Here is a 23,377-nt window from a genome sequence, read left to right on the forward strand (position 1 = left end):
CTGTGAGCAATCAGCTACTGCAGTCATCATTTATGATTACATAAATTTAAGACTGGAAATTTTTTGTTCCAGTCTCCTTTAGAATTATTGTTCCATAAGTGCTGCAAGAGCTGGCAGTACTTTATCTTTACCACCACTGATTTTCTTAGCTCACTTCGTTTCGCAGAAAATCTAGCGTGTGCACTAGAAAAGAGCTGACATCCAGCCCTTTTCATCTACTTATAGCGCAATAGCTGAATGGCAGTTCACTTCGCTAAGCTCGTGACCAACCTATTCAGCCTTGCAGGGTTCAACTCTTCCAGTGGATGAGTTGAAGTTGTTCCCTAAAAATCAGAAATGACAATCAACGAAATCATAGATTTCTGACTGACCGCCTTATTTTTCTGTAAGAGCAGCCAATCCTGGCAATACTTTACCTTCAAGAAGCTCCATGCTTGCGCCTCCGCCTGTAGAAATCCATGAGAACTTATCTGCACGGCCAAGGTTGATAGCTGCTGCTGCAGAGTCACCACCACCGATGATTGATTTCACGCCTGGTTGTTTCACGATAGCGTCCATCACACCAATTGTACCAGCTTGGAAGTCAGGGTTTTCAAAGACACCCATAGGTCCGTTCCAAACAACTGTTTTCGCACCAGTCAATTCTTGATCAAATTTAGCGATAGATTTTGGACCGATATCCAAACCAAGGAAGCCTGGATCCACTGCTTCACCTTCAGTATCTTTCACTTCAGTGTAGTCAGCAAATGCGTTTGCTTCTTTTGAGTCAACTGGCAAAATGAGTTTACCGTTTGACTTTTCAAGGAGAGCTTTTGCAATGTCTAATTTATCTTCTTCTACAAGTGAGTTACCGATTTCGATACCTTGTGCTTTGTAGAAAGTATAAGTCATACCACCACCGATAAGCACTTTATCAGCTTTTTCAAGAAGATTTTCGATAACACCAATCTTGTCTGATACTTTAGAACCACCTAGGATTGCTACGAATGGACGAACTGGATTTTCAACCGCTTCTTTGATATAAGCAATTTCGTTTTCAAGAAGGAAACCAGCAACTGCTTTTTCAACGTTGCCTGAGATACCGACGTTAGATGCATGTGCACGGTGAGCTGTACCGAATGCATCGTTTACGAAGATGCCATCTCCAAGTGATGCCCAATATTTACCAAGTTCTGGATCGTTTTTAGATTCTTTCTTGCCGTCAACATCTTCAAAACGAGTGTTTTCAACAAGAAGAACTTCACCGTCTTTAAGGGCATTGATAGCTGCTTCAAGCTCTGCTCCACGAGTTACTCCTGGAAGGAAAGCAACATCTTGACCTAATTTTTTAGCTAAATCAGCCGCAACTGGTGCAAGAGATTTTCCTTCTTTATCAGCTTCTTCTTTCACACGTCCAAGGTGAGAGAAAAGAATAGCACGTCCGCCATGTTCAAGGATATACTTGATTGTTGGAAGAGCAGCTGAGATACGGTTGTCATTTGTGATAACTCCGTCTTTAAGCGGCACATTGAAATCAACGCGAACAAGGACTTTTTTGCCTTTCAATTCAACGTCTTTAACAGTAAGTTTTGCCATGTTACAAAAACTCCTTTTTCTATTTTATACGAAACTATTATATCATATTTTCTAAAAGTTTTCTTGATATAAAGAAAGTTTTCACAAAATAATTTTGAATATGAAAAGAGCCGAGAAAACTCGACTCTTTATTATTCTACTGGAGTGGTTTCTTCCACAGGTTCTGTTACAGTTGTATCTTCGATAATTTCGACTTCATTGACAGCTTGTGGTTCAAGGTTACGGTAACGAGCCATACCTGTACCAGCTGGGATGATTTTACCAATGATAACATTTTCCTTGAGACCAAGCAAGTGGTCTTTCTTACCACGGATAGCCGCGTCTGTAAGGACACGAGTGGTTTCTTGGAAGGAAGCCGCTGACAAGAAACTATTTGTTTCAAGAGATGCTTTAGTAATTCCCATGAGGACTGGGCGAGCAGTCGCAGGAACTCCTCCAGAGATAACCACATCACGGTTAGCATCGGTAAAGTCTGTGATATCCATGAGTGTACCCATGAGAAGATCTGTATCTCCTGGATCCATGACACGCACTTTGCGAATCATCTGGCGAACCATTACCTCAATGTGTTTGTCACCGATTTCTACCCCTTGGCTACGGTAAACTTTTTGTACTTCAGCAAGCAAGTAAGTTTCAACAGACAAGACATCACGAACAGCCAGCAAGTGCTTAGGCTGAATAGACCCTTCTGTCAAAGCAGCACCACGAGAGATTTTATCTCCTACAGCCACTTTCATGCGAGCTGTAAATGGTACAACGTATTCTCCTTCACCAGTTGCACCCTTAACAAAGACTTTCTTAGTCCGAGTAGAAGCATCTTCTTCAATTGCAGTCACTTCGCCTTTAACTTCAGTAATAACTGCTTCCCCTTTCGGATTGCGGGCTTCAAAGATTTCTTGGACACGAGGAAGACCTTGTGTGATATCGGTATTAGAGGCAACACCACCCGTGTGGAAAGTACGCATTGTAAGCTGTGTACCAGGTTCACCGATAGATTGGGCAGCAATCGTTCCGACTGCCTCACCGACTTCAACCGCATCACCCGTTGCCAAGTTGATACCGTAACAACGACGGCAAACTCCATGACGTGTATTACATGTAAAGACAGAGCGAATAGTGACTTCTTCGACACCAGCGCTAACAATCTCATGCGCCATATCTTCTGTAATCAATACGTCTGGACCAACGATGACTTCGCCTGTTTCAGGATGTTTAACAGATTTCTTCGTATAACGACCAATCAAGCGTTCTTCTAATGGCTCAATCATTTCTTTACCATCAGTAATTGAGCGGATAACAAGACCACGATCGGTTCCACAGTCGTCTTCACGGATAATCACATCTTGCGCCACATCAACCAAACGGCGAGTCAGATAACCTGAGTCAGCTGTTTTAAGGGCTGTATCAGTCATCCCTTTACGAGCACCGTGAGTAGAGAAGAACATTTCCAAAACAGACAAACCTTCACGGAAATTAGATAGAATAGGCAATTCCATGATGCGTCCGTTCGGAGCCGCCATCAAACCACGCATACCAGCAAGTTGCGAGAAGTTAGAGATATTACCACGGGCTCCAGAATCCATCATCATAACGATTGGATTCTTAGGATCTTGGTTGGCAACCAAACGTTTTTCCAATTTTTCACGAGCTGCACGCCATTCAGCAGTAACTGCATTGTAGCGTTCATCGTCTGTAATCATACCACGGCGGAATTGTTTGGTGATTTGTTCCACACGTTTGTGAGACTCTTCGATAATTTCTGCCTTATCTTCAACGACCGGAATATCAGCAATCCCTACTGTCAAGCCTGCTAACGTTGAATGATGATAGCCAAGATCTTTCAGACGGTCAAGGAAAGCAGATGTTTCAGTTGTACGGAAACGTTTGAAGATTTCAGCAATGATATTTCCAAGATTTTTCTTCTTGAATGGTACATTTAATTCTAGCTTACTGATAGCTTCTTTGACATCTTGACCAGGTTCTAAGAAATACTCAGCTGGCACACCTTCTGCCATGTTTGAAGCATTTGGTTCTTGCAAATATGGCAATTCATCTGGCATGATATCATTAAAAAGAATCTTACCCACTGTTGTCAAGAGGATCTTGTGTTTTTGATTTTCTGTCCATGGTTTGTTTAAACTATCTGTTGCAATCCCAACACGCGTATGTAAGTGAACATAGCCATTACGGAGAGCCATTACAGCTTCATCACGGTCTTTAAAGACCATTCCTTCTCCTTCACGACCAGCTTCTTCCATAGTCAGGTAGTAGTTCCCCAAGACCATATCCTGTGAAGGGGTTACTACTGGCTTCCCGTCTTTTGGATTGAGGATGTGTTCGGCTGCCAGCATGAGAATCCGTGCTTCTGCTTGAGCTTCTTCTGACAAGGGCACATGGATAGCCATTTGGTCTCCGTCAAAGTCGGCATTATAAGCCTCACACACAAGTGGGTGCAAACGAAGAGCCTTCCCGTCAATCAAGACTGGCTCAAATGCTTGAATTCCTAATCTGTGAAGCGTCGGTGCGCGGTTAAGGAGCACTGGGTGTTCTTTAATCACATCTTCTAAAATATCCCAGATGCGTTCATCATTCCGTTCTACCAAGCGCTTAGCAGCTTTGACATTTTGCACAATATCACGCGCGACAATTTCACGCATGACAAATGGTTTGAAGAGTTCAATAGCCATTTCACGTGGCACACCACATTGGTACATCTTGAGTGTCGGACCTACCGCAATAACCGAACGTCCCGAGAAGTCAACCCGTTTTCCGAGCAAGTTTTGACGAAAACGTCCTTGTTTCCCTTTGAGCATGTGGCTCAATGATTTGAGCGGACGGCTTCCTGGTCCAGTAATAGGACGACCACGACGACCATTGTCAATCAAAGCATCAACCGCTTCTTGCAACATCCGCTTTTCATTTTGCACGATGATTCCAGGAGCATTTAGTTCCAAAAGACGTGCCAAACGATTATTCCGATTGATAACACGACGGTAAAGGTCGTTCAGGTCAGAAGAGGCAAAACGTCCACCGTCCAACTGAAGCATTGGACGTAAGTCTGGCGGAATAACTGGCAAGATGTTTAAGACCATCCATTCTGGCTTGTTACCAGATTTTTGGAAGGCATCTAAAACATCCAAACGACGAATAGCCTTGACACGTTTTTGACCAGTTGCCGTTTTTAATTCATCTTTGAGCTCTGCAATTTCTTTTTCCAAATCTACTTGTTTCAAGAGATCTTGAATTGCTTCAGCACCCATTTTTGCAACAAAGGAACCTTGACCATATTCACGTAAGCGTTCACGATATTCCCGCTCCGTCATAATGGATTTGTGCTCAAGTGGTGTATCTTTAGGATCAATCACCACATAAGCTGCAAAATAGATGACTTCTTCAAGAGCACGAGGGCTCATGTCCAAGGTCAAGCCCATGCGACTTGGAATTCCTTTAAAATACCAAATATGAGAGACTGGGGCTTTCAACTCAATATGTCCCATGCGTTCACGACGAACTTTGGTACGAGTTACTTCAACACCACAACGATCACAAATGATTCCTTTATAGCGAATCCGTTTATATTTTCCACATGCACATTCCCAATCTTTCGTAGGACCAAAGATGACTTCATCAAAAAGTCCTTCGCGTTCTGGTTTTAGTGTGCGGTAGTTAATTGTTTCAGGTTTCTTCACTTCTCCATAAGACCAAGAGCGGACTTTACTAGGAGAAGCTAGGGTGATTTGCATACTTTGAAAACGATTTACATCAACCACTATTTCTTACCTTTCTTTATTATCTATTGAATCAGTTCTTATTCTTTCCCTTCAGCATCAAAAGCGGCTTTTGCTTCTTGTGCTGCTTTTTCACGTGCTTTTTCAAGATCGTCTACATGAATCACATCATCATCCATGCCTTCATCCAAGTCACGAAGTTCGACTTCATTGTCGTCTTCATCAAGGACACGCATGTCAAGACCAAGTGATTGCAATTCTTTTACAAGGACACGGAAGGATTCTGGAACACCTGGTTTTGGAATTGGCTTACCTTTGGTAATGGCTTCATAAGCTCTCAAACGACCATTGATGTCATCTGACTTGTAAGTCAAGATTTCTTGAAGGACGTTAGAAGCACCGTAGGCTTCAAGAGCCCAAACTTCCATTTCTCCAAAACGTTGTCCACCAAACTGCGCTTTACCACCAAGAGGTTGTTGCGTAACGGTTGAATAAGGACCAACGGAACGGGCATGGAGCTTATCATCAACCATGTGGTGGAGTTTGATCATGTACATGACACCAACGGACACACGGTTATCAAACGGTTCGCCAGTACGTCCATCATAAAGGATTGTCTTAGCATCGCTATCCATACCTGCTTCACGAACGGTTTCCCAAAGATCATCTGAGCTAGCCCCGTCAAAGACTGGCGTTGCAATGTGGATACCAAGGTTACGAGCAGCCATACCGAGGTGCAGTTCCATAACTTGTCCGATATTCATACGTGACGGCACCCCAAGAGGATTCAACATGATATCAACTGGTGTTCCGTCTGGAAGATACGGCATATCCTCAACTGGAACAATGCGGGAAACAACCCCTTTGTTTCCGTGGCGTCCAGCCATCTTATCCCCAACACGGATTTTCCGTTTTTGAGCGATGTAAACACGTACCAACATGTTGACACCGGATTGTAATTCATCACCGTTTGCACGAGTAAAGATTTTCACATCACGGACAACACCTGCACCACCATGTGGTACACGAAGGGAGGTATCACGTACTTCACGAGATTTATCACCGAAGATTGCATGAAGCAGGCGTTCTTCAGCAGATAAGTCTTTTTCACCTTTCGGTGTTACTTTACCGACAAGAATGTCGCCTTCTTTTACCTCAGCACCAATGCGGATAATTCCCATTTCGTCAAGGTCTCTCAAAGCATCTTCACCGACGTTTGGAATTTCACGCGTAATTTCTTCAGGTCCAAGCTTTGTATCACGTGTTTCTGATTCAAATTCTTCCAAGTGAACAGATGTATAAACATCGTCTTTCACTAAACGTTCACTCATAATAACGGCATCTTCAAAGTTGTAACCTTCCCATGTCATATAAGCAACGATTGGATTTTGTCCAAGTGCCATTTCACCTTTTTCCATCGAAGGTCCGTCTGCGATAAAGTCACCTTTTTCAACTGTATCGCCAACTTTTACCAGCGTACGTTGGTTGTAAGAAGTACCAGAGTTTGAACGGCGGAATTTCGTAATATGATAGACATCAAGGGAACCGTCTTCACGACGAACTTCAACTTTGGCTGCATCAGAATAGACAACTTTACCGTCGTGTTGTGCAATAATCGCCGCACCAGAGTCGTGAGCTGCTTGGTATTCCATACCAGTACCAACATATGGTGCATGCGGATCAATCAACGGTACCGCCTGACGTTGCATGTTGGCACCCATGAGAGCACGGTTTGAGTCGTCATTTTCAAGGAACGGAATACATGCTGTCGCAACCGCAACTACCTGCTTAGGTGATACATCCATGAAATCCACTTGATCTGAAGGAAATTCTTGGTTGTTCCCTTGGTGACGCCCCATGACAATCGCTTCTGCAAAACGACCATCTTCTGTTAATTTAGAATTTGCTTGCGCTACGATAAATTCATCTTCTTCGTCCGCTGTCAGCCAAACGATTTCATTGGTGACCAGACCTGTTTCACGATCCACTTTACGATACGGCGTTTGGATAAAGCCATATTTATTCAAGTGTCCATAAGAAGACAAGTTATTGATCAAACCGATGTTTGGTCCTTCAGGCGTTTCAATCGGACACATACGACCATAGTGGGTATAGTGCACGTCACGCACTTCATATCCAGCACGATCACGAGTCAAACCACCAGGTCCCAAGGCTGACAAACGGCGTTTGTGAGACAATTCAGACAGTGGATTATGTTGGTCCATAAATTGAGACAATTGAGATGAACCAAAGAATTCTTTGATAGCTGCTGTGACTGGGCGGATGTTAATGATTTGTTGCGGTGTCAACACTTCATTATCTTGCACACTCATGCGCTCCCGAACGTTTCGCTCCATACGAGACAAGCCAAGACGTACTTGGTTAGCAAGCAATTCACCAACGGCACGAATCCGACGATTTCCCAAGTGGTCAATATCGTCCACACGACCAAGTCCTTCAGCGAGGTTCAAGAAGTAATTCATCTCAGCCAAAATATCTGCTGGCGTAATCGTATGAACTCGATCTCCTGGGTTGGCATTACCAATAATAGTCACCACACGATCTGGATCAGTTGGCGCCACCACTTTGAATTTTTGAAGAACAACTGGCTCTGTTAACACAGCTGCATCATTTGGAATATAAGTGATTTTATTCAAATCACCGTCCAAGTATTCTGCAATGCTATCAATGACACTACGCGTCATAACCGTTCCAGCTTCAACCAAGATTTCACCTGTTTCTGGATCTACCAAAGGCTCTGCAATCGTTTGATTTAACAAACGTGTTTTAATGTTTAATTTTTTATTGATTTTATAACGACCAACTGCCGCCAAGTCGTAACGATGTGGATCAAAGAAACGAGCGACCAATAGACTACGTGAACTATCAGCTGTTTTAGGCTCACCTGGACGAAGACGTTCATAGATTTCTTTAAGCGCTTCATCCGTACGTGAATCCATTGGATTTTTATGAATATCCTTTTCAATCGTGTTGCGAACGAGATCGCTGTCGCCGAAAATGTCAAAGATTTCATCATCGCCAGAAAAACCAAGCGCACGAACAAGTGTCGTAAACGGAATCTTACGAGTACGGTCAATCCGAGTATAAGCAATATCTTTTGAGTCTGTTTCCAGCTCTAACCAAGCTCCACGGTTAGGAATGACAGTTGAACCATAACCAACTTTACCATTTTTGTCTACTTTATCGTTGAAGTAAACACCTGGAGAACGAACGAGCTGAGATACGATAATCCGCTCACCACCATTGATAATGAAAGTTCCCATTTCTGTCATGATTGGGAAATCGCCAAAGAACACTTCTTGGGTTTTGATTTCACCAGTTTCTTTATTAATCAAACGGAAAGTCACAAAAATAGGTGCAGAATAGCTGGCATCATGGATACGTGCTTCTTCTAAAGTGTATTTAGATTCTTTAATTTCATAACCAACAAACTCTAGCTCCATTGTATCTGTAAAGTTTGAGATAGGAAGTACATCTTCAAATACTTCTTTCAAACCATGGTCAAGAAAATCTTTGAATGAATCTGTCTGGATTTCAATCAAATTTGGTAAATCAAGAACTTCCTTGATTCTTGAAAAACTACGACGAGTACGGTGTTTCCCGTATTGAACTTCATGTCCTGCCAAGTTTTTTACTCCTTCTTCTTTCTACATTCTCTATTACATGATAGAGTAGCAATTTTCATTTGTCCTTTGTAAGCAATTTTCAGAATCTTTAAGTTTTGATAACAAACCACAAAAATCCTAAAAATAGGCACAAAAAGAGCAGCTAAATCTGACTCTAAAAGTATGATTTAACTGCTGTAAGCTTTATATGGACAATATTTCAAATAAAGCAGACGACAAATTATTAGTAATATTATACCTTATTTAACTCTGCTTTTCAAGTTTTTTACTTATGAAAGTGTTTTTATTTACCTTTATTTAGCGTCCGCCTAAAAGTGCTGCCCAAGCTTTTTGATAATCACTATCTGTACCACCGATTCCAAATTTATAGGTGGTCATCGGAGCACCGTTTTTTGCCCAGTAACTAGTAACTGTCTGTCCGGTCAGGTTCATACTGCGACCATTGACTGTTACTGTGCCAGCTCGTTCACCCGTTGCTTTAAGAACATTGGACTTAATAACACTAGAATCTAGGTTGAACTTATCACCAACTCCCCAGAGACTTGGGTCGGCTTGATAAATTGCATTTACTAGTTGAGCCATATACTGCGCATTATTATTGTAACCCGTCAAAGCTGCCATTGAAGCATTATTGTCATGACCAATCCAACCACCTAACGTTAATTTAGGAGTGGATACCATGAGCCACATGTCACCATTACTGTTAGTCGTACCCGTTTTACCAATCCAATCAGCACTAGCTAAACCGCTATTAATCTGCGTTAAACGAGATTTGAAGGTCGTCGTAGCACCCGAACTCAATACCCCACGCATAAGACTTTGCATAATCGTCGCCGTTGCCTTAGAGTAAACCTGAACAGGTTTTGCTTTGTGTTCATAGACAACTTTCCCGTTTTTTGTCGTAATCTTTTCAATCATATAGCGCTCTTGGTATGCCCCATTATTGGCTAAAGTTTGGAAACCATTGGTGTGTTGGGCGACAGATACTTCAATACCTCCTCCCATTGGCAGACTTTCAATATCATAATTTTCAATTTGATAGCCCATTTTCTCCATGTACCCTTGGACATTAACTCCTTTGTCACGAAGCAATTTATAGGTCCAATAAGCTGGAATGTTCCAAGAAGTATTCAAAGCTTCCTGCAAGTCTATCATGGCTGTACCACGGCTATCTACGTGCATAATCGGCTCACCGCTAGAGAAATTTGCAGGGTAGTTAGACAGCATGCTGGCACTTCCCATAAGCCCTTGGTCTATGGCAATACCATAGGCTAAAATCGGCTTAATGGTTGAGCCTGGTGAGCGCTCTGTATCAAATGCATGGTTGTTCTGGTTAGAAGCATAATCACGTCCTCCCACAAACCCCAAAATAGCTCCTGTGCGATTATCCATGAGGACATTTCCAGCTTCGACTGCACCTGTTCCATCATCTAAGACACTACCAAAATTAGCTACTGCATTTTGCATTGCATTATGCACATTCTTATTAATAGTTGTGGTGACAGTGTAGCCGCCTTCACTCAACTCTTTCGCAGCTAGTTCTCTATAAGCTTTCACTGTTGCATCATTTTTCAACTCTTGCTGTGAAACATTGTCACGTTTGATTAAGTAATCATACATTGCTTTTTGAGCTTCTTTCATAGCAACGTAATATAGATAGTCATGTGTTCTTGCTGAAGTCGTATCACTTGGTAAAAAGTCTCGTTTTAAATCATAATCTTTATACAATTGGTACTCGTTTTTACTAATCGCACCTGTTCGGTACATATTGTAAATAACATTTTTCGCACGATTGAGACCAAAAGTCATATCTTTAGCACTTTTCAGGCTACCATCAGCTGCATAAGGAGAGTAAACAATCGGACTTTGTGGTAAACCGGCAATAAAAGCTGCTTGAGGAATTGTCAATTTGCTGGCAGGAACTCCAAAAATTCCTTGTGCAGCTTCTTCCACACCAGCAATATTTTGCCCTTTGTTATTTCTCCCAAACGGTGCCACATTCAAATAAGTCGTTAAAATATCGTCTTTGCTCATGTAGCGTTCTAAAGCCAGCGCATCAATGATTTCTGATGCTTTACGACTAAAGGTTGGAGCATCGCCAACAACTTGTTGCTTGATTAACTGTTGAGTTAAGGTAGAACCTCCACTTGAGGAACCAATCCCTGCAACAGAGCCTAGCGTCGCCCGCAAAACAGCTTTTGTGACAACCCCATTGTGCTTCCGAAAATTCTCATCTTCTGTCGCAATGACTGCTTTTTTCACATTGTCAGAAATATCTTTACTCTTAATTGGCACTCGCAACAAATCACTATCAATGGCTGAAATGGAGCTGCCATCAGCATATTTTAATTCAGAAATGGTTGAAATATCTTGAATTTTTTTGATGAGCTCTTCTTTTTTAGGAGTTTCAACCTTGTCAAAGATTCGTGCACCATATCCTAATGCAATGCCTCCACCAAACAAGCAACCTAAAAAAACAAATACAAAAAAGACATTTGATAATAATTTCAGAGTACGAAGGACAGTCTCGCCAACACTCCAAAGTGTCCAGCTTTCTTTTTCATTTTTGCTAGGACGATCTGTTTGAAAAAAATTCTCAAACAATCGTTTGATCTTTTCAAAAACTTGTTTACTCATTCTTTCTCCTTGAACGTTCTCTGCCTATTATAGCAAATTTATGAAACTTCTGACAACAGGAAAGGCAATCCTTGGCTAGAATCATTGTTTTTTAAAAATTATTTTTGCAATTTTACTACATTCTAATGGCTGTTTGTGATACAATGTTACAATAACTAGAAATTTTATAAAGGAGAGACAGACATGCACATTTTTGATGAGCTAAAAGAACGTGGTTTGGTTTTTCAAACAACTGACGAAGAAGCGTTGCGCAAAGCCTTAGCGGAAGGAAATGTTAGTTTTTATTCTGGATATGATCCAACAGCTGACAGCCTGCACCTCGGTCATCTTGTACCAATCCTTGTCATGAAACATTTACAGTTGGCAGGTCACAAACCCTACGCTCTCGTCGGCGGTGCAACTGGCTTAATTGGCGATCCATCATTTAAAGATACAGAGCGGAGTTTACAAACAAAAGACACAGTTGAGGGCTGGGTACGAAGCATTCAAGCGCAAGTATCTCGTTTTCTTGATTTTGAAAATGGTGATAACAAGGCTGAAATGGTCAACAACTACGACTGGTTCTCTGATATTAGCTTTATTGACTTTCTGCGCGATGTCGGAAAATATTTCACCGTCAACTACATGATGAGTAAAGAATCCGTAAAAAAACGAATTGAAACAGGGATTTCTTATACCGAGTTTGCTTACCAAATCATGCAAGGCTATGACTTTTTTGAGCTAAATCGCCAATACGGTGTCACTTTACAAATCGGTGGTTCTGACCAATGGGGCAATATGACTGCTGGTACTGAATTGCTTCGTCGGAAGGCAGACAAAACAGCTCACGTTATTACAGTGCCCCTTATCACAGACGCAACCGGTAAGAAATTTGGTAAGTCAGAAGGCAACGCTGTATGGCTCAATGCTGATAAAACCAGTCCTTACGAAATGTACCAATTCTGGATGAATGTCATGGACGCTGATGCCGTTCGTTTCCTTAAAATTTTCACTCTTCTTCCGCTTGATGAAATCGAAGAAATCGGAAAACAATTTGAAGCAGCTCCACATGAACGTTTGGCACAAAAAATCTTAGCGCGAGAAGTCGTTACACTCGTGCACGGTGAAAAAGCCTACAAAGAAGCACTCAATATCACCGAGCAGCTTTTTGCCGGAAATATCAAAAATCTTTCTGTCAAAGAGCTGAAACAAGGACTTCGCGGCGTACCAAATTATCAAGTGAACGCAGATGATAATCTCAATATCGTAGAACTTTTGGTAACGGCTGGCGTTGTCAACTCTAAACGCCAAGCGCGTGAAGATGTCCAAAACGGCGCTATTTATATCAATGGTGAACGCATTCAAGACCTTGACTACAGATTAACGGACGCTGATAAATTAGAAAACGAACTAACTGTTATTCGTCGTGGTAAGAAAAAATATTTTGTTTTGACTTACTAAAATAGGAAAGAGAGCAATCAACTACTACATCGTTGGTTTATTGCGCTATATACTTTGAAGCTGGAGACTTTTCGCTCCAGCTTCTTTTCATTCTCACTAGCAAAAAGCATATTGTCATAGTGCTTGTTTTAGCTCCAACCGCTTTAAAAGTGTGGTTCATTTTAAAATTCCCTTTCTTTATCTACTTGTCAAAGCATTTCTCACATGTTACACTAGACATAGAAATTGATGAAAGAGAAAACGCATGAAACCCAAACTTAAACGCTTTGAAACAGCTAAGCTTTTTTCTTGCCCTTTTTGTCAGCAAGCCTTGTTTTTAGCAGAAAATAGTCTCAAATGCAAAAATAAGCATTCCTTCGACTTGGCAAAGTTTGGCTATGTCAACTTGGCTCCACAGGTGAAGCAATCAAAAGACTACGATAAATCCAACTTTCAAAATCGACAATTGATTCTCGAAGCAGGATTTTACCAGCCAATTTTGAAGAAATTACTAGAAATTTTATCATCTTTACCACAACATGGTAATCTGCTGGACATTGGTTGCGGAGAAGGCTATTATGCTCGAAATTTGCAAGCACAATTACCAGATAAACATATCTATGCATTCGATTTGTCAAAAGAGTCTATTCAACTAGCAGCCAAAAGTGACCACAGCCTGACGGTAAATTGGTTTGTTGGAGATCTGGCGCACATCCCTATTCAAGATGCTAGCATGGATATGATTTTAGACATCTTCTCTCCTGCCAATTACCAAGAATTTCAGCGCGTCTTGCAGAAAAACGGCTTGCTCATTAAGGTTATTCCTAGCAGCCAACACTTGCAAGAAATTCGTAGTATCGTTGCCGAGCAATTAACAAACACAAATTATTCCAATCACAAAATCATTGAGCATTTTGAAGAAGCCTTTACCATTACAAATTCTTATGACGTTGCAGCTACTTTCAACTTGAGAGAAAACGAAAAAGCGGCACTTCTTCATATGACACCGCTTCTTTTTAATATTGACATTGATAAAATAGATTGGTCACCATTAACTGACATCACGATTGCTGCAAAGATTTTAGTTGGTCAACAAATATAAAGCAAAAAGAGGTTAGATAGATTGCTGCGAGATACAGCAGTCTATCTAACCTCTTTTTATATGCTTTGATTAAAAGCTAACCAAATCATTCCCAAAGCTAAAACAATATAAGCAATCAACGCCAATAACCGTTGCCCCACTTGATAAGCTCTTCTTTCCCCACGGACTGGAAAAATAACCGCACACAAAGCGCCTCCGACTGCACCACCTAAGTGTCCTGCCAGACTAATTCCCGGTGTCAAACTCAACACTAAGTTCATAACCAGAAGAACTAAGTACGATTGACCGAGTTGCTGAATGTAAGGATTTCGCACCGCATAGCGCAAAGTAATAATAGCACCAAAAATCCCAAACAAAGATGTAGAGGCACCTGCAGCCACAGCACTTGAAGTGAAAAAGAAGACAAAGACATTTCCTAAAATACCAGACATCAGATAAAGAAACAGAAAATTCCACGAGCCAAAAATATCCTCAGCTTGTCGTCCGATAAAATACAGCGTAATCATATTCATCACAAAATGCTCCAAGCCGATATGAACAAAAATCGCCGATACCAAGCGCCAAATCTGACTTGGAAAATATTGGATTGTTCGACCATTCATTGCCCCAAATTCATAAATCGTTTGGGTACTAGCATAATTAAAGCCACGCAACAGAAACATTGCTAGGAAAACTCCTGTCGTGATAAGCAACAATAAGCTCGTTACTGGATAACGTTTATCATAAATTTTATTCACAAATCAATACCTCCTGAACGGGAATATCACAATCATCTGGTTGAAAATCAACTAACTGGTAAGGATAAATTGTACTTACTGTCATCCCTTTAAAATCAGCCAAATAGCGGTCATAATAGCCACCTCCATAGCCAATACGATAGCCTTTTTTGTTAAAAGCAACACCCGGAACATGTATCAAATCAATATGAGATTTTTCCACCGTTCGTTCACTTCTTGGTTCCCAGATACCAAAAACAGTCAATTCCAAGTCATTTGGATTATAATCTACAAAAGTCATGCGCCCTTGGGGATAAGTCTTAGGGACCAAAACCCGCTTGCCATCTGCTTGAGCCTGCCTGATGAAAATCCTTGTATCAAACTCGTGTGGCAAAGATAAATAAGTAGCAACTGTTCTAGCTTGTTGATAAGCAGAAGATTCCAGCAAGTACTGAGTGAGCAAAGCATCTCTCTGCTGTTTTACTATCAATTCCTGCTCTTTCATTTTCCTGACTATAGTTTTGCGCAAATCTGCCTTCATTTATCTTCTCCTCGATCAGAAATATTATCAACATTCCCAGACCATCATTCATTAACTTTTGCACTTAAAAACTTCCCAAATTTTTCAATAGCAAAAGGCAAGGCTGCTTCATCTGGCGCCATTTTAGGATGATGAAGTGCATAAGGACTATCAATCCCCAGCCAGAACATCACACCCTTGACTTTACTGAGCAGATAACCAAAGTCCTCACCGGTCATTGCGGGTGAAATATCAATCATATGCACATCACTCTCTTTTTGGAAAAAGTTCATACATTGAGCAGCTAATTCAGGATGATTTTCCACAGGAAGATAACCACCTTGTTTCAGCTCCAAATCAAGCTCTACACCAAAAGACTGGGCTACTCCTTCAGCGATTTCCCGCAGGCGTTTTTGAGTGAGCAAATTCATCTCCTGCGTCAATGTTCGAATGGTTCCGTGCAGAAAGGCAGTTTCAGCAATCACATTATTCGTTGTTCCAGCATGGAATTCACCAAAGGTGACGACAGCTCCTTCAATCGGATCTACATTGCGACTCACAATGGTCTGAACCTGAGTGATAAAATAGCTAGCTGCTACCAAAGCGTCATTAGCATTATGTGGAAATGCAGCATGACCACCCTTGCCCTTAAAAATTAATTTAACTTCACAAGTCCCTGCAAAAAGTGTACTAGTATTCGTAGCAATATCTCCTACCTTGAGGTCAGGTCGCACATGAAGCCCATAAAATTCATCTGGCAACCAATCGCCAAAGGCTCCATCTTCATACATCAGCATACCCCCAGCTTCATTTTCCTCAGCTGGCTGGAAAAGAAAAAGTAGATTATTCTTAGGCTGCTCAGTAGTTAATTTCTCCAACAAACCCAGAGCGATTGTCATGTGCATATCATGCCCACAGGCATGCATACGTCCCTCATGTTGACTAGCAAAGGCAAACCCTGTCTCCTCAACAATCGGCAAACCGTCAATATCTGTCCGCCAGCCAATCGTCTTAGTAGGTGTACTCCCTTTGATAAAGACTAAAATTCCCGTACGCCAGGTCCGAATCTCAACGAAATCCAAGCCAGCAGTCAACTCATCAATTATTCTCATCAGATAGGCATGAGTCTTATACTCTTCCAGCCCAATTTCCGGAATTTGATGCAAGTCTCGGCGAATTTTTTGATAATCAATCATACATTTCCCTCTTTAAAGCGTCCGAAGAGCGTCTTCCAATGCTGTTTTCTGCTGGGTGTGTTCATCAATTTTCTTAATCACACGCGCTGGCACACCAGCTACAACAACATTTTCTGGCACATCTTTCGTCACAATAGCCCCTGCAGCGACGACAGAACCATTGCCAATCTGCACTCCTTCAATAACGACAGCATTGGCCCCTATCAAGACATTGTCCCCCACTCGGACAGGATCTGCGCTGGCAGGCTCAATGACACCGGCAAGAACAGTCCCAGCACCCACGTGGCTGTTTTTTCCAACAATAGCTCGACCACCCAAAACGGCTCCCATATCAATCATCGTTCCAGCACCAATTTCAGCTCCGATATTGATAACAGCTCCCATCATAATCACAGCATTATCACCGATTTCCACCTGGTCGCGGATAATAGCGCCTGGCTCAATCCGAGCATTGACCTCACGCTTGTCTAACAGCGGCACGGCAGAGTTTCGGGCATCCTGCTCCACCACATAGGTTTTATTCTCTTCTAGATTAACCAAAAGAGGTTTAATTTCTTCCCAGTCACCAAATAGAACATTGCTCAATTTGACAACAGAATTCGGCACTTCGCCCGCTAGTTTTCCTTCAAAAGTCACTTTTACATTTGTCTTTTTCTTAGCATCCGCTATAAACTGAATAATTTCCTGTGCGGTCATTTTAGTAGCTGGCATAAGCATTCCTCACTTTGATTTAGTATTAAGGGTTATTATAACATAAAATCAAGCATTTCATAATATGAAAGCAAAAGAGAGTGGGACAGAAATCAGTAGTTTCGTAGAAACTTGATTTCATCGTCCCATCTCCGCACGGTTGAGTAGGGCTGTAAAAGTTGATTTATCAACGTATTAGAGTCCACTCAACCACTGCGTCTTATAATTCTAACTATATAAAACAAAGGAAGCTGGGCACTTTTGTCTCAGCTTCTTTCGTTAAATTTATTGGATGTTCTTCAACATATTTTCGATGTGCTCAATGGATTTTTCACGTCCAAGCAGGTAGATAGTGTCTGGTAATTCTGGACCGTGCATCTCGCCTGAAACAGCAATACGAATTGGCATAAAGAGGTTCTTTCCCTTGATACCCGTTTCTTTTTGTACTGCCTTGATTTGCGGGAAGATATTTTCTGACTTGAAGTCTTCATCACTCATAGCTTCCAATTTTTCTTTAAAGGCTTTCAAAACCGTTGGTACCGTTTCGCCTGCCATAAACTCTTTTTCTTCTGCCGTTAGCTCTGGAAAATCTTCAAAGAAAAGGTCTGTGAGCGGTACAATTTCATCTACAGATTTCATTTGTGGCTTATAGAGTTCAACTAACTTTTCAGCTTTGTTAGTCAAACGACCAGCCGCTTCCAAGTAAGGTTTCGCCATCTCAAAAATGGTTTCAAAATCCGCATTTTTAATGTATTCATTGCTCATCCAGTCTAATTTCTTTTGGTCAAAAGCTGCTGGAGATTTGCTGAGACGATGTTCATCAAAGAGTTGGATCAATTCTTCACGAGAGAAGATTTCATTTTCACCGCCAGGATTCCAGCCAAGGAGGGCAATAAAGTTGAAGACGGCTTCAGGCAGGTAGCCTTTCTTACGGTAATCTTCGATAAATTGAAGCGTGTTTGTATCACGTTTGGACAATTTCTTACCCGTTTCGGAGTTAATAATCAAGGTCATGTGACCAAATTGTGGCGCTTCCCAACCGAGCGCTTCGTACACCATGAGCTGCTTAGGGGTATTGGCAATGTGGTCATCTCCACGAATGACATGGGAAATTTTCATCAGATGGTCATCCACCACAACCGCAAAATTATAAGTTGGATAGCCGTCTTTTTTCTGGATAACCCAGTCACCACCGATGTTGCCACCTTCAAATTCAATCTCACCTTTGACAAGATCATTCCACTTGTAAATCCCAGATTCATTGACTGCAAGACGGACTGTTGGAATAATGCCTGCTGCTTCACGCTCTGCGATATAAGCTGCTTTTTCATCTTCAGACATTCCCAGATATTCATTGATGTAACGAGGTGTTTCTCCAGCAGCTTCCTGACGCTCACGCTCTGCTGCCAACTCTTCCTCCGTCACATATGATTTGTAAGCCAAGCCTTTTTCAAGTAACTCATTGATATAACCTTGGTAAATGTCCAAGCGTTCAGATTGGCGATATTTTTCATGCGTTTCTGGGCTTTCATCCCAATCAATTCCTAACCAACGCAGATTTTCCAACTGCGAACGCTCCCCGTCTTCCACATGACGTTTACGGTCAGTATCTTCAATCCGAATGACAAAAGTTCCGCCGTAGTGACGAGCGTAAAGATAATTAAAGAGCGCAGTCCGCGCATTCCCAATGTGTAACAGTCCCGTTGGACTTGGTGCATAACGCACACGAATTTGATTCGCCAATTGTATGTCTCCTAATTTTTATCTTATATTTTCAACAGGAAAAACCTGTTTTTATTTCAAACGTTACTATTATACCACATAGTTGTCGAAAAGAAATAACAGAAACGATGAAACTTTATTATTCTTCCAATCATTTACAGAATTTCCTTAGCAATGTAGAAGCCACCGTCTGTCTCACCTATCAATTCACTGCTCAGTTACACTGACTTACCCAAACACCTTCTTCAACACTTCACCAATCGTTGTTACATCAATAACTTCAATAGTTTCGGGAATGTTCAATCCGTTCAGAGAGTTTTTAGGAGCGTAAACTTTGGTGAAGCCCAGCTTAGCAGCTTCATTGATACGCTGCTCAATGCGATTGACACGGCGGATTTCGCCCGTCAGACCGATTTCACCAATAAAACATTCTTGTGGATTCGTTGGCAAATCTTTATAACTCGAAGCAATTGCAACGGCAACAGCTAAGTCAATAGCTGGCTCATCTAATTTGACACCGCCTGCTGACTTGAGGTAGGCATCTTGATTTTGCAATAATAACCCTGCTCGCTTTTCCAAAACAGCCATAATCAGACTAGCACGATTGAAATCCAATCCTGTCGTTGTCCGCTTGGCAGTGCCAAACATGGTCGGTGTCACCAAAGCCTGTACTTCCGCAAGGATTGGACGCGTCCCCTCCATAGTCACCACGATAGAAGAGCCTGTTGCCCCATCTAAACGCTCCTCTAAGAAAACCTGACTAGGATTGAGCACTTCAACCAGCCCACCTGACTGCATCTCAAAAATGCCGATTTCATTCGTAGAGCCGAAGCGATTTTTGACCGCCCGCAAAATACGAAAAGTATGCTGTCGCTCACCTTCAAAATAAAGTACCGTATCCACCATGTGTTCCAAGGTTCTAGGTCCAGCCAGCGTTCCTTCCTTGGTCATATGGCCCACGATAAAGGTGGCAATATTGTTGGTTTTTGCCAACTGCATCAGCTCTGCTGTCACTTCTCGGACTTGTGAAACCGACCCTTGCACGCTGGAAATTTCTGGCGAAATAATCGTCTGAATAGAGTCTATAATCAAGAAATCTGGCTTAATTTTTTCAATCTCAGCACGAATCTGATGCATATTGGTCTCGGCATAAAGATAAAACTCACTGTCAATATCGCCTAATCGCTCCGCACGCAACTTAATCTGCTCAGCAGACTCTTCCCCACTGACATACAATACCGTTCCCTTGTGAGATAGTTGGGTCGAAACCTGCAATAAAAGGGTAGATTTCCCAATACCGGGATCTCCTCCGATTAGAACTAAACTTCCTGGCACCACGCCGCCACCCAAGACGCGGTTAAACTCATCCATATCTGTCTTGGTACGGTTGACATTGATAGAAGTCACCTCCGCTAACTTCATCGGTCGACTTTTTTCACCCGTCAGCGAAACACGCGCATTCTTAACCTCTGTAACTTTGACTTCTTCAACAAAGGACGACCAAGCACCACAATTCGGACAACGCCCCAGATACTTGGGCGAATGGTATTCACAATTTTGACAAACAAATGTCGTTTTTTTCTTGGCTATGATAGATTCCTCTTTCTTAATGCCCAGTACTTCCAAAACCACCTGTCCGTACACCGTCTGCTTCATCATTATCAGTAAGCAAAAATGGTGCAAAGACAGCTTGAACGATACGATCTTCTTCTTCTAAAACCACTTCTTGATCTGTAATGTTCTGCATTTGCGCAAAAATGTGCCCTTCATTTCCCGAATTGCCATAGTAATCCCCGTCAATAACGCCCACAGAGTTAATCAAAACTAATCCTTTTTTACGTGGATTAGATGAACGATCATAAAGATAAAGCACCTCACCAGCCTGCATATAGGCCTTGACACCTGTCGGCACCAACTTAATCTCTTTTGGCGCAATCACTGTACGCTCTGCCACTTTTAAGTCATAACCAGCCGCATGAGCCGTCTCACGCTTTGGCAGTAAATTTTTATTTTTAAAGCTTGAAACAAGCTCAAAACCACGAATTCGCATATTTTTCTCTTTTCTACATTTGCTTCCCCTATTATACTAAATTCGTAAACAACACGCAAAATGCAGGTCATTCTTCAACCTGCACTTTTGAAGTTATTTCAGTTCATTCAAAAATCGAATGACTTGCTCGTTGGCATCCACCTCAGCTTTCACTCCAAAAGGAACAATTGCTCTTGGGGTAGCATGTCCAACACTTAAGTTATATAAAATAGGAATATCTGTATCAATGACATCAAGCAGGATTTGTTTATATTCTCCATAATAAGTTTCATCCATTGGTTTTCCGACAAGAATCCCATTTAAAACAGAAAAAATCCCTGTCGCCTTTAAGGCTTCTAGCATTTTTCGATATAAAATTGGTTCTGGTTTTTCCTCACTGGTTTCCAACAAAAGAATTTTTCCTTCCCACTCTGAAAGACTGGGAAATAGCTGATAGTGAGCACACAGTTCAATCGTATCCTCATGTCTTGTATTATCAAATATCTGATAAAGCGACTCCAAACATCCTCCTAAAATTTCCCCTTCAAATGTTGCTTTTCCTTTCAGCAATTCAAATCCCTGATTTTCATGACGAATCCGCTTCGTTCCTAAGGCTTTTTCACTAAAATCTGTCCTTTCATCATACCAGACATTACTTGGTCTGATTTCTGAGATAGTTCCTGTTCCAATCAGTTCCTTAAAATATGACAGTGTATAAGGCAGCATTTCTTCCTCTAACTCACAAACATCAGCAAGAAATGATTGACCATAAAAAGTCTTCACTCCCAACTTATGGAGCATGAAGTGATTCATGGTAGTGTCTGAAAAACCTAAAAATACTTTCTGATTCACAACCTTTTTTAATTGGTTATCTTCAAACAAATAGGGTAGCAATCGATACGTATCATCTCCACCAATAGCACATAAAATCATATCAATTGAAGGATCTTCAAAAGCTTGAATCAAATCTTGCGCTCTCGATTTAGGATGGTCTTTCAGATAATCCATTCCCTTTTGTGCATGCTCTAAAAACGTCACTTCAAGTCCCAAGTCTTTCAAGCGCTTCAATCCCAGCTCAAACTCATGTCTAACGAAACTTTCTCCTATAATTCCGCTTGATAAACTGACAATTCCTACTTTCTTTATCATCTAATCTCCTCCCTTACTGATAATTTGAATCATTATATCACAAAATACAATCAACTAAAATGCTAAATGACCAATATTCACAAAACAAAACATACTAAGATTAGTAGTGAGGAAATCTCCGACGGGAGATGGTACTCACTGCTTTTTCTTTATGTTAAAGTAGAGGTGTCTTGTTAAGTCGAGGGTCTTTTTGACGCTAGACGTCGTACACAAAACTGGCAAGACACCTGTTTTAGGAAGAATGTTATCAAAGTATGTGGGACGTTCAACGTCGAGTATTGAAAATAACATCACTAAAACAAGGAGTCATTCAAGACAAAGAGGTAATTTCATGAGAGTTGTTTTCGGGATTGATGTGAGCAAGGCAAGCTCAGAGGTAGCGATTTTAGTGAATGGGGAGAAAGTTCATGGCTACACCATGTCCAACGATACCATTGGATTTGCATGTTTCTTGAGCGATTTAAAAACTGTTCAACACCCTGAAATCATCTTTGAGGCACTGGGGTCTATTCACGGCGCCTTCAGGCATTTCTTGAGGAAAATGGCTATGCTTATACACGGCTCAATCCTCTGGAAGCCAAGAAATAACTAGACAGCTTGCGTGTCCGTAAAACAGATAAAATCGATGCAGAGAAGTTAGCACAGTCACAATTTATCTTGAACCGTAAACCGACCTATGTTCAAGAGGAGGTTTATCAAGACTTGCGAGATTTGAGTCGCTTCTATCAAAATCTGACAGAGGATACCGTTCGTACTAAGAACCGCTTCACAAAGTACTGCAAGTGACCTTCCCAGAAATAGAGTCTATTTTATCAGCGCCAACAGGTGAACAATACTGGTAGCTGGTGAGGGCATTCCCAAGTAAAGCTTTCATCTTAGACTTGTCTGAGGAGGACTTAGCTGAAATCATCCACCAATCCACTTCAAAGCGGATTTCTGATAAACGAGTGGAGTATCTCGTTGATAAACTGATTGGGTTAGCCAAACAGTCTTATTGTGCTACCAAGAAAACCTCTCCAATGATCGAAGAGGTTCGTTACTATGCTCAGGAACTGGTTAGACTTTCTGACCGTAGACAAGCTGTGCTGGATGAGATGGTGAAATCGACCCAGCCCCTACCAGAGTACGAGATTCTCCTCTCCATCCCTGGTATCGCTGAAACAACAGCCACCTCTATCATAGGCGAATTAGGAGATATTCGCCGTTTTCAGTCTGCCAATCAAATCAACGCCTTTATTGGAATTGAT

The 23,377-nt window shown here is 41.6% G+C and carries 14 protein-coding genes and 1 pseudogene; 3 read left to right on the forward strand and 12 right to left on the reverse strand.

Annotation, left to right across the window (positions count from 1 at the left end; translation table 11 throughout):
* Window positions 1-375 precede the first annotated feature (375 nt).
* From IYQ91_RS08145 to pbp1b, 4 genes are all read right to left on the reverse strand, one after another.
* The gene (locus tag IYQ91_RS08145; RefSeq protein ID WP_195673566.1) at window positions 376-1,575 is read right to left on the reverse strand and encodes a phosphoglycerate kinase; all 1,200 of its coding nucleotides are present in this window, start codon (window positions 1,573-1,575) and stop codon (window positions 376-378) included.
* Between the two features lie 131 nt (window positions 1,576-1,706).
* Window positions 1,707-5,345: a DNA-directed RNA polymerase subunit beta' gene (rpoC, locus tag IYQ91_RS08150; protein ID WP_195673567.1), complete on the reverse strand. Its 3,639-nt coding sequence runs from the start codon at window positions 5,343-5,345 to the stop codon at window positions 1,707-1,709.
* A 38-nt stretch (window positions 5,346-5,383) separates the two neighbouring features.
* A complete protein-coding gene (rpoB, locus tag IYQ91_RS08155; RefSeq protein ID WP_195673568.1) occupies window positions 5,384-8,950 on the reverse strand; it encodes a DNA-directed RNA polymerase subunit beta in 3,567 nt (1,188 codons plus the stop codon).
* Window positions 8,951-9,247: 297 nt separating this feature from the next.
* Window positions 9,248-11,587, reverse strand: coding sequence for a penicillin-binding protein PBP1B (gene pbp1b / locus IYQ91_RS08160; protein WP_195673569.1), 2,340 nt, complete (start codon window positions 11,585-11,587; stop codon window positions 9,248-9,250).
* Window positions 11,588-11,770: 183 nt separating this feature from the next.
* On the opposite strand from pbp1b, the gene tyrS reads away from it, so the two are divergent.
* Complete coding sequence (tyrS, locus tag IYQ91_RS08165) at window positions 11,771-13,027, forward strand: tyrosine--tRNA ligase (protein ID WP_106101065.1); 1,257 nt, start codon at window positions 11,771-11,773, stop codon at window positions 13,025-13,027.
* A gap of 244 nt (window positions 13,028-13,271) precedes the next feature.
* Entirely contained in the window at window positions 13,272-14,108 is an 837-nt protein-coding gene (locus IYQ91_RS08170; RefSeq protein WP_195673570.1) for a putative RNA methyltransferase, read from the forward strand.
* A gap of 56 nt (window positions 14,109-14,164) precedes the next feature.
* On the opposite strand, the gene IYQ91_RS08175 is transcribed toward IYQ91_RS08170, so the two are convergent.
* The 8 genes from IYQ91_RS08175 to IYQ91_RS08210 all read right to left on the reverse strand — a co-directional run bounded on the left by IYQ91_RS08175 (window position 14,165) and on the right by IYQ91_RS08210 (window position 22,130).
* Complete coding sequence (locus IYQ91_RS08175; protein ID WP_195673571.1) at window positions 14,165-14,845, reverse strand: rhomboid family intramembrane serine protease; 681 nt, start codon at window positions 14,843-14,845, stop codon at window positions 14,165-14,167.
* Window positions 14,838-15,365, reverse strand: a complete 528-nt coding sequence (locus IYQ91_RS08180; RefSeq protein ID WP_126466430.1) for a 5-formyltetrahydrofolate cyclo-ligase — start codon at window positions 15,363-15,365, stop codon at window positions 14,838-14,840. The genes IYQ91_RS08175 and IYQ91_RS08180 overlap by 8 nt, the downstream gene beginning before the upstream one ends.
* Before the next feature lie 44 nt (window positions 15,366-15,409).
* Window positions 15,410-16,540 (reverse strand): N-acetyldiaminopimelate deacetylase, encoded by a 1,131-nt coding sequence (locus tag IYQ91_RS08185; RefSeq protein WP_195673572.1) that lies wholly within the window; start codon window positions 16,538-16,540, stop codon window positions 15,410-15,412.
* A 12-nt stretch (window positions 16,541-16,552) separates the two neighbouring features.
* The gene (dapD, locus tag IYQ91_RS08190; RefSeq protein ID WP_195673573.1) at window positions 16,553-17,251 is read right to left on the reverse strand and encodes a 2,3,4,5-tetrahydropyridine-2,6-dicarboxylate N-acetyltransferase; all 699 of its coding nucleotides are present in this window, start codon (window positions 17,249-17,251) and stop codon (window positions 16,553-16,555) included.
* Window positions 17,252-17,515: 264 nt separating this feature from the next.
* On the reverse strand, window positions 17,516-18,973 hold the full coding sequence (gene gltX, locus IYQ91_RS08195; RefSeq protein WP_195673574.1) for a glutamate--tRNA ligase: 1,458 nt from the start codon (window positions 18,971-18,973) through the stop codon (window positions 17,516-17,518).
* 207 nt (window positions 18,974-19,180) lie between these two features.
* Window positions 19,181-20,578: a DNA repair protein RadA gene (radA, locus tag IYQ91_RS08200; protein ID WP_195673579.1), complete on the reverse strand. Its 1,398-nt coding sequence runs from the start codon at window positions 20,576-20,578 to the stop codon at window positions 19,181-19,183.
* On the reverse strand, window positions 20,559-21,002 hold the full coding sequence (locus IYQ91_RS08205; protein ID WP_049507000.1) for a dUTP diphosphatase: 444 nt from the start codon (window positions 21,000-21,002) through the stop codon (window positions 20,559-20,561). Before IYQ91_RS08205 ends, radA begins: the two co-directional genes overlap by 20 nt.
* A gap of 93 nt (window positions 21,003-21,095) precedes the next feature.
* Window positions 21,096-22,130 carry a S66 family peptidase gene (locus tag IYQ91_RS08210; protein WP_195673575.1) on the reverse strand — a complete coding sequence of 345 codons (1,035 nt, stop codon included), beginning with the start codon at window positions 22,128-22,130 and terminating at the stop codon, window positions 21,096-21,098.
* A 331-nt stretch (window positions 22,131-22,461) separates the two neighbouring features.
* On the opposite strand from IYQ91_RS08210, the pseudogene IYQ91_RS08215 reads away from it, so the two are divergent.
* Window positions 22,462-23,377 (forward strand): annotated as a pseudogene (locus IYQ91_RS08215) (IS110 family transposase); the annotation flags it as partial.

The sequence above is a fragment of the Streptococcus sp. HF-2466 genome, from assembly GCF_015594645.1.
Taxonomy (GTDB): Bacteria; Bacillota; Bacilli; order Lactobacillales; family Streptococcaceae; genus Streptococcus; species Streptococcus anginosus.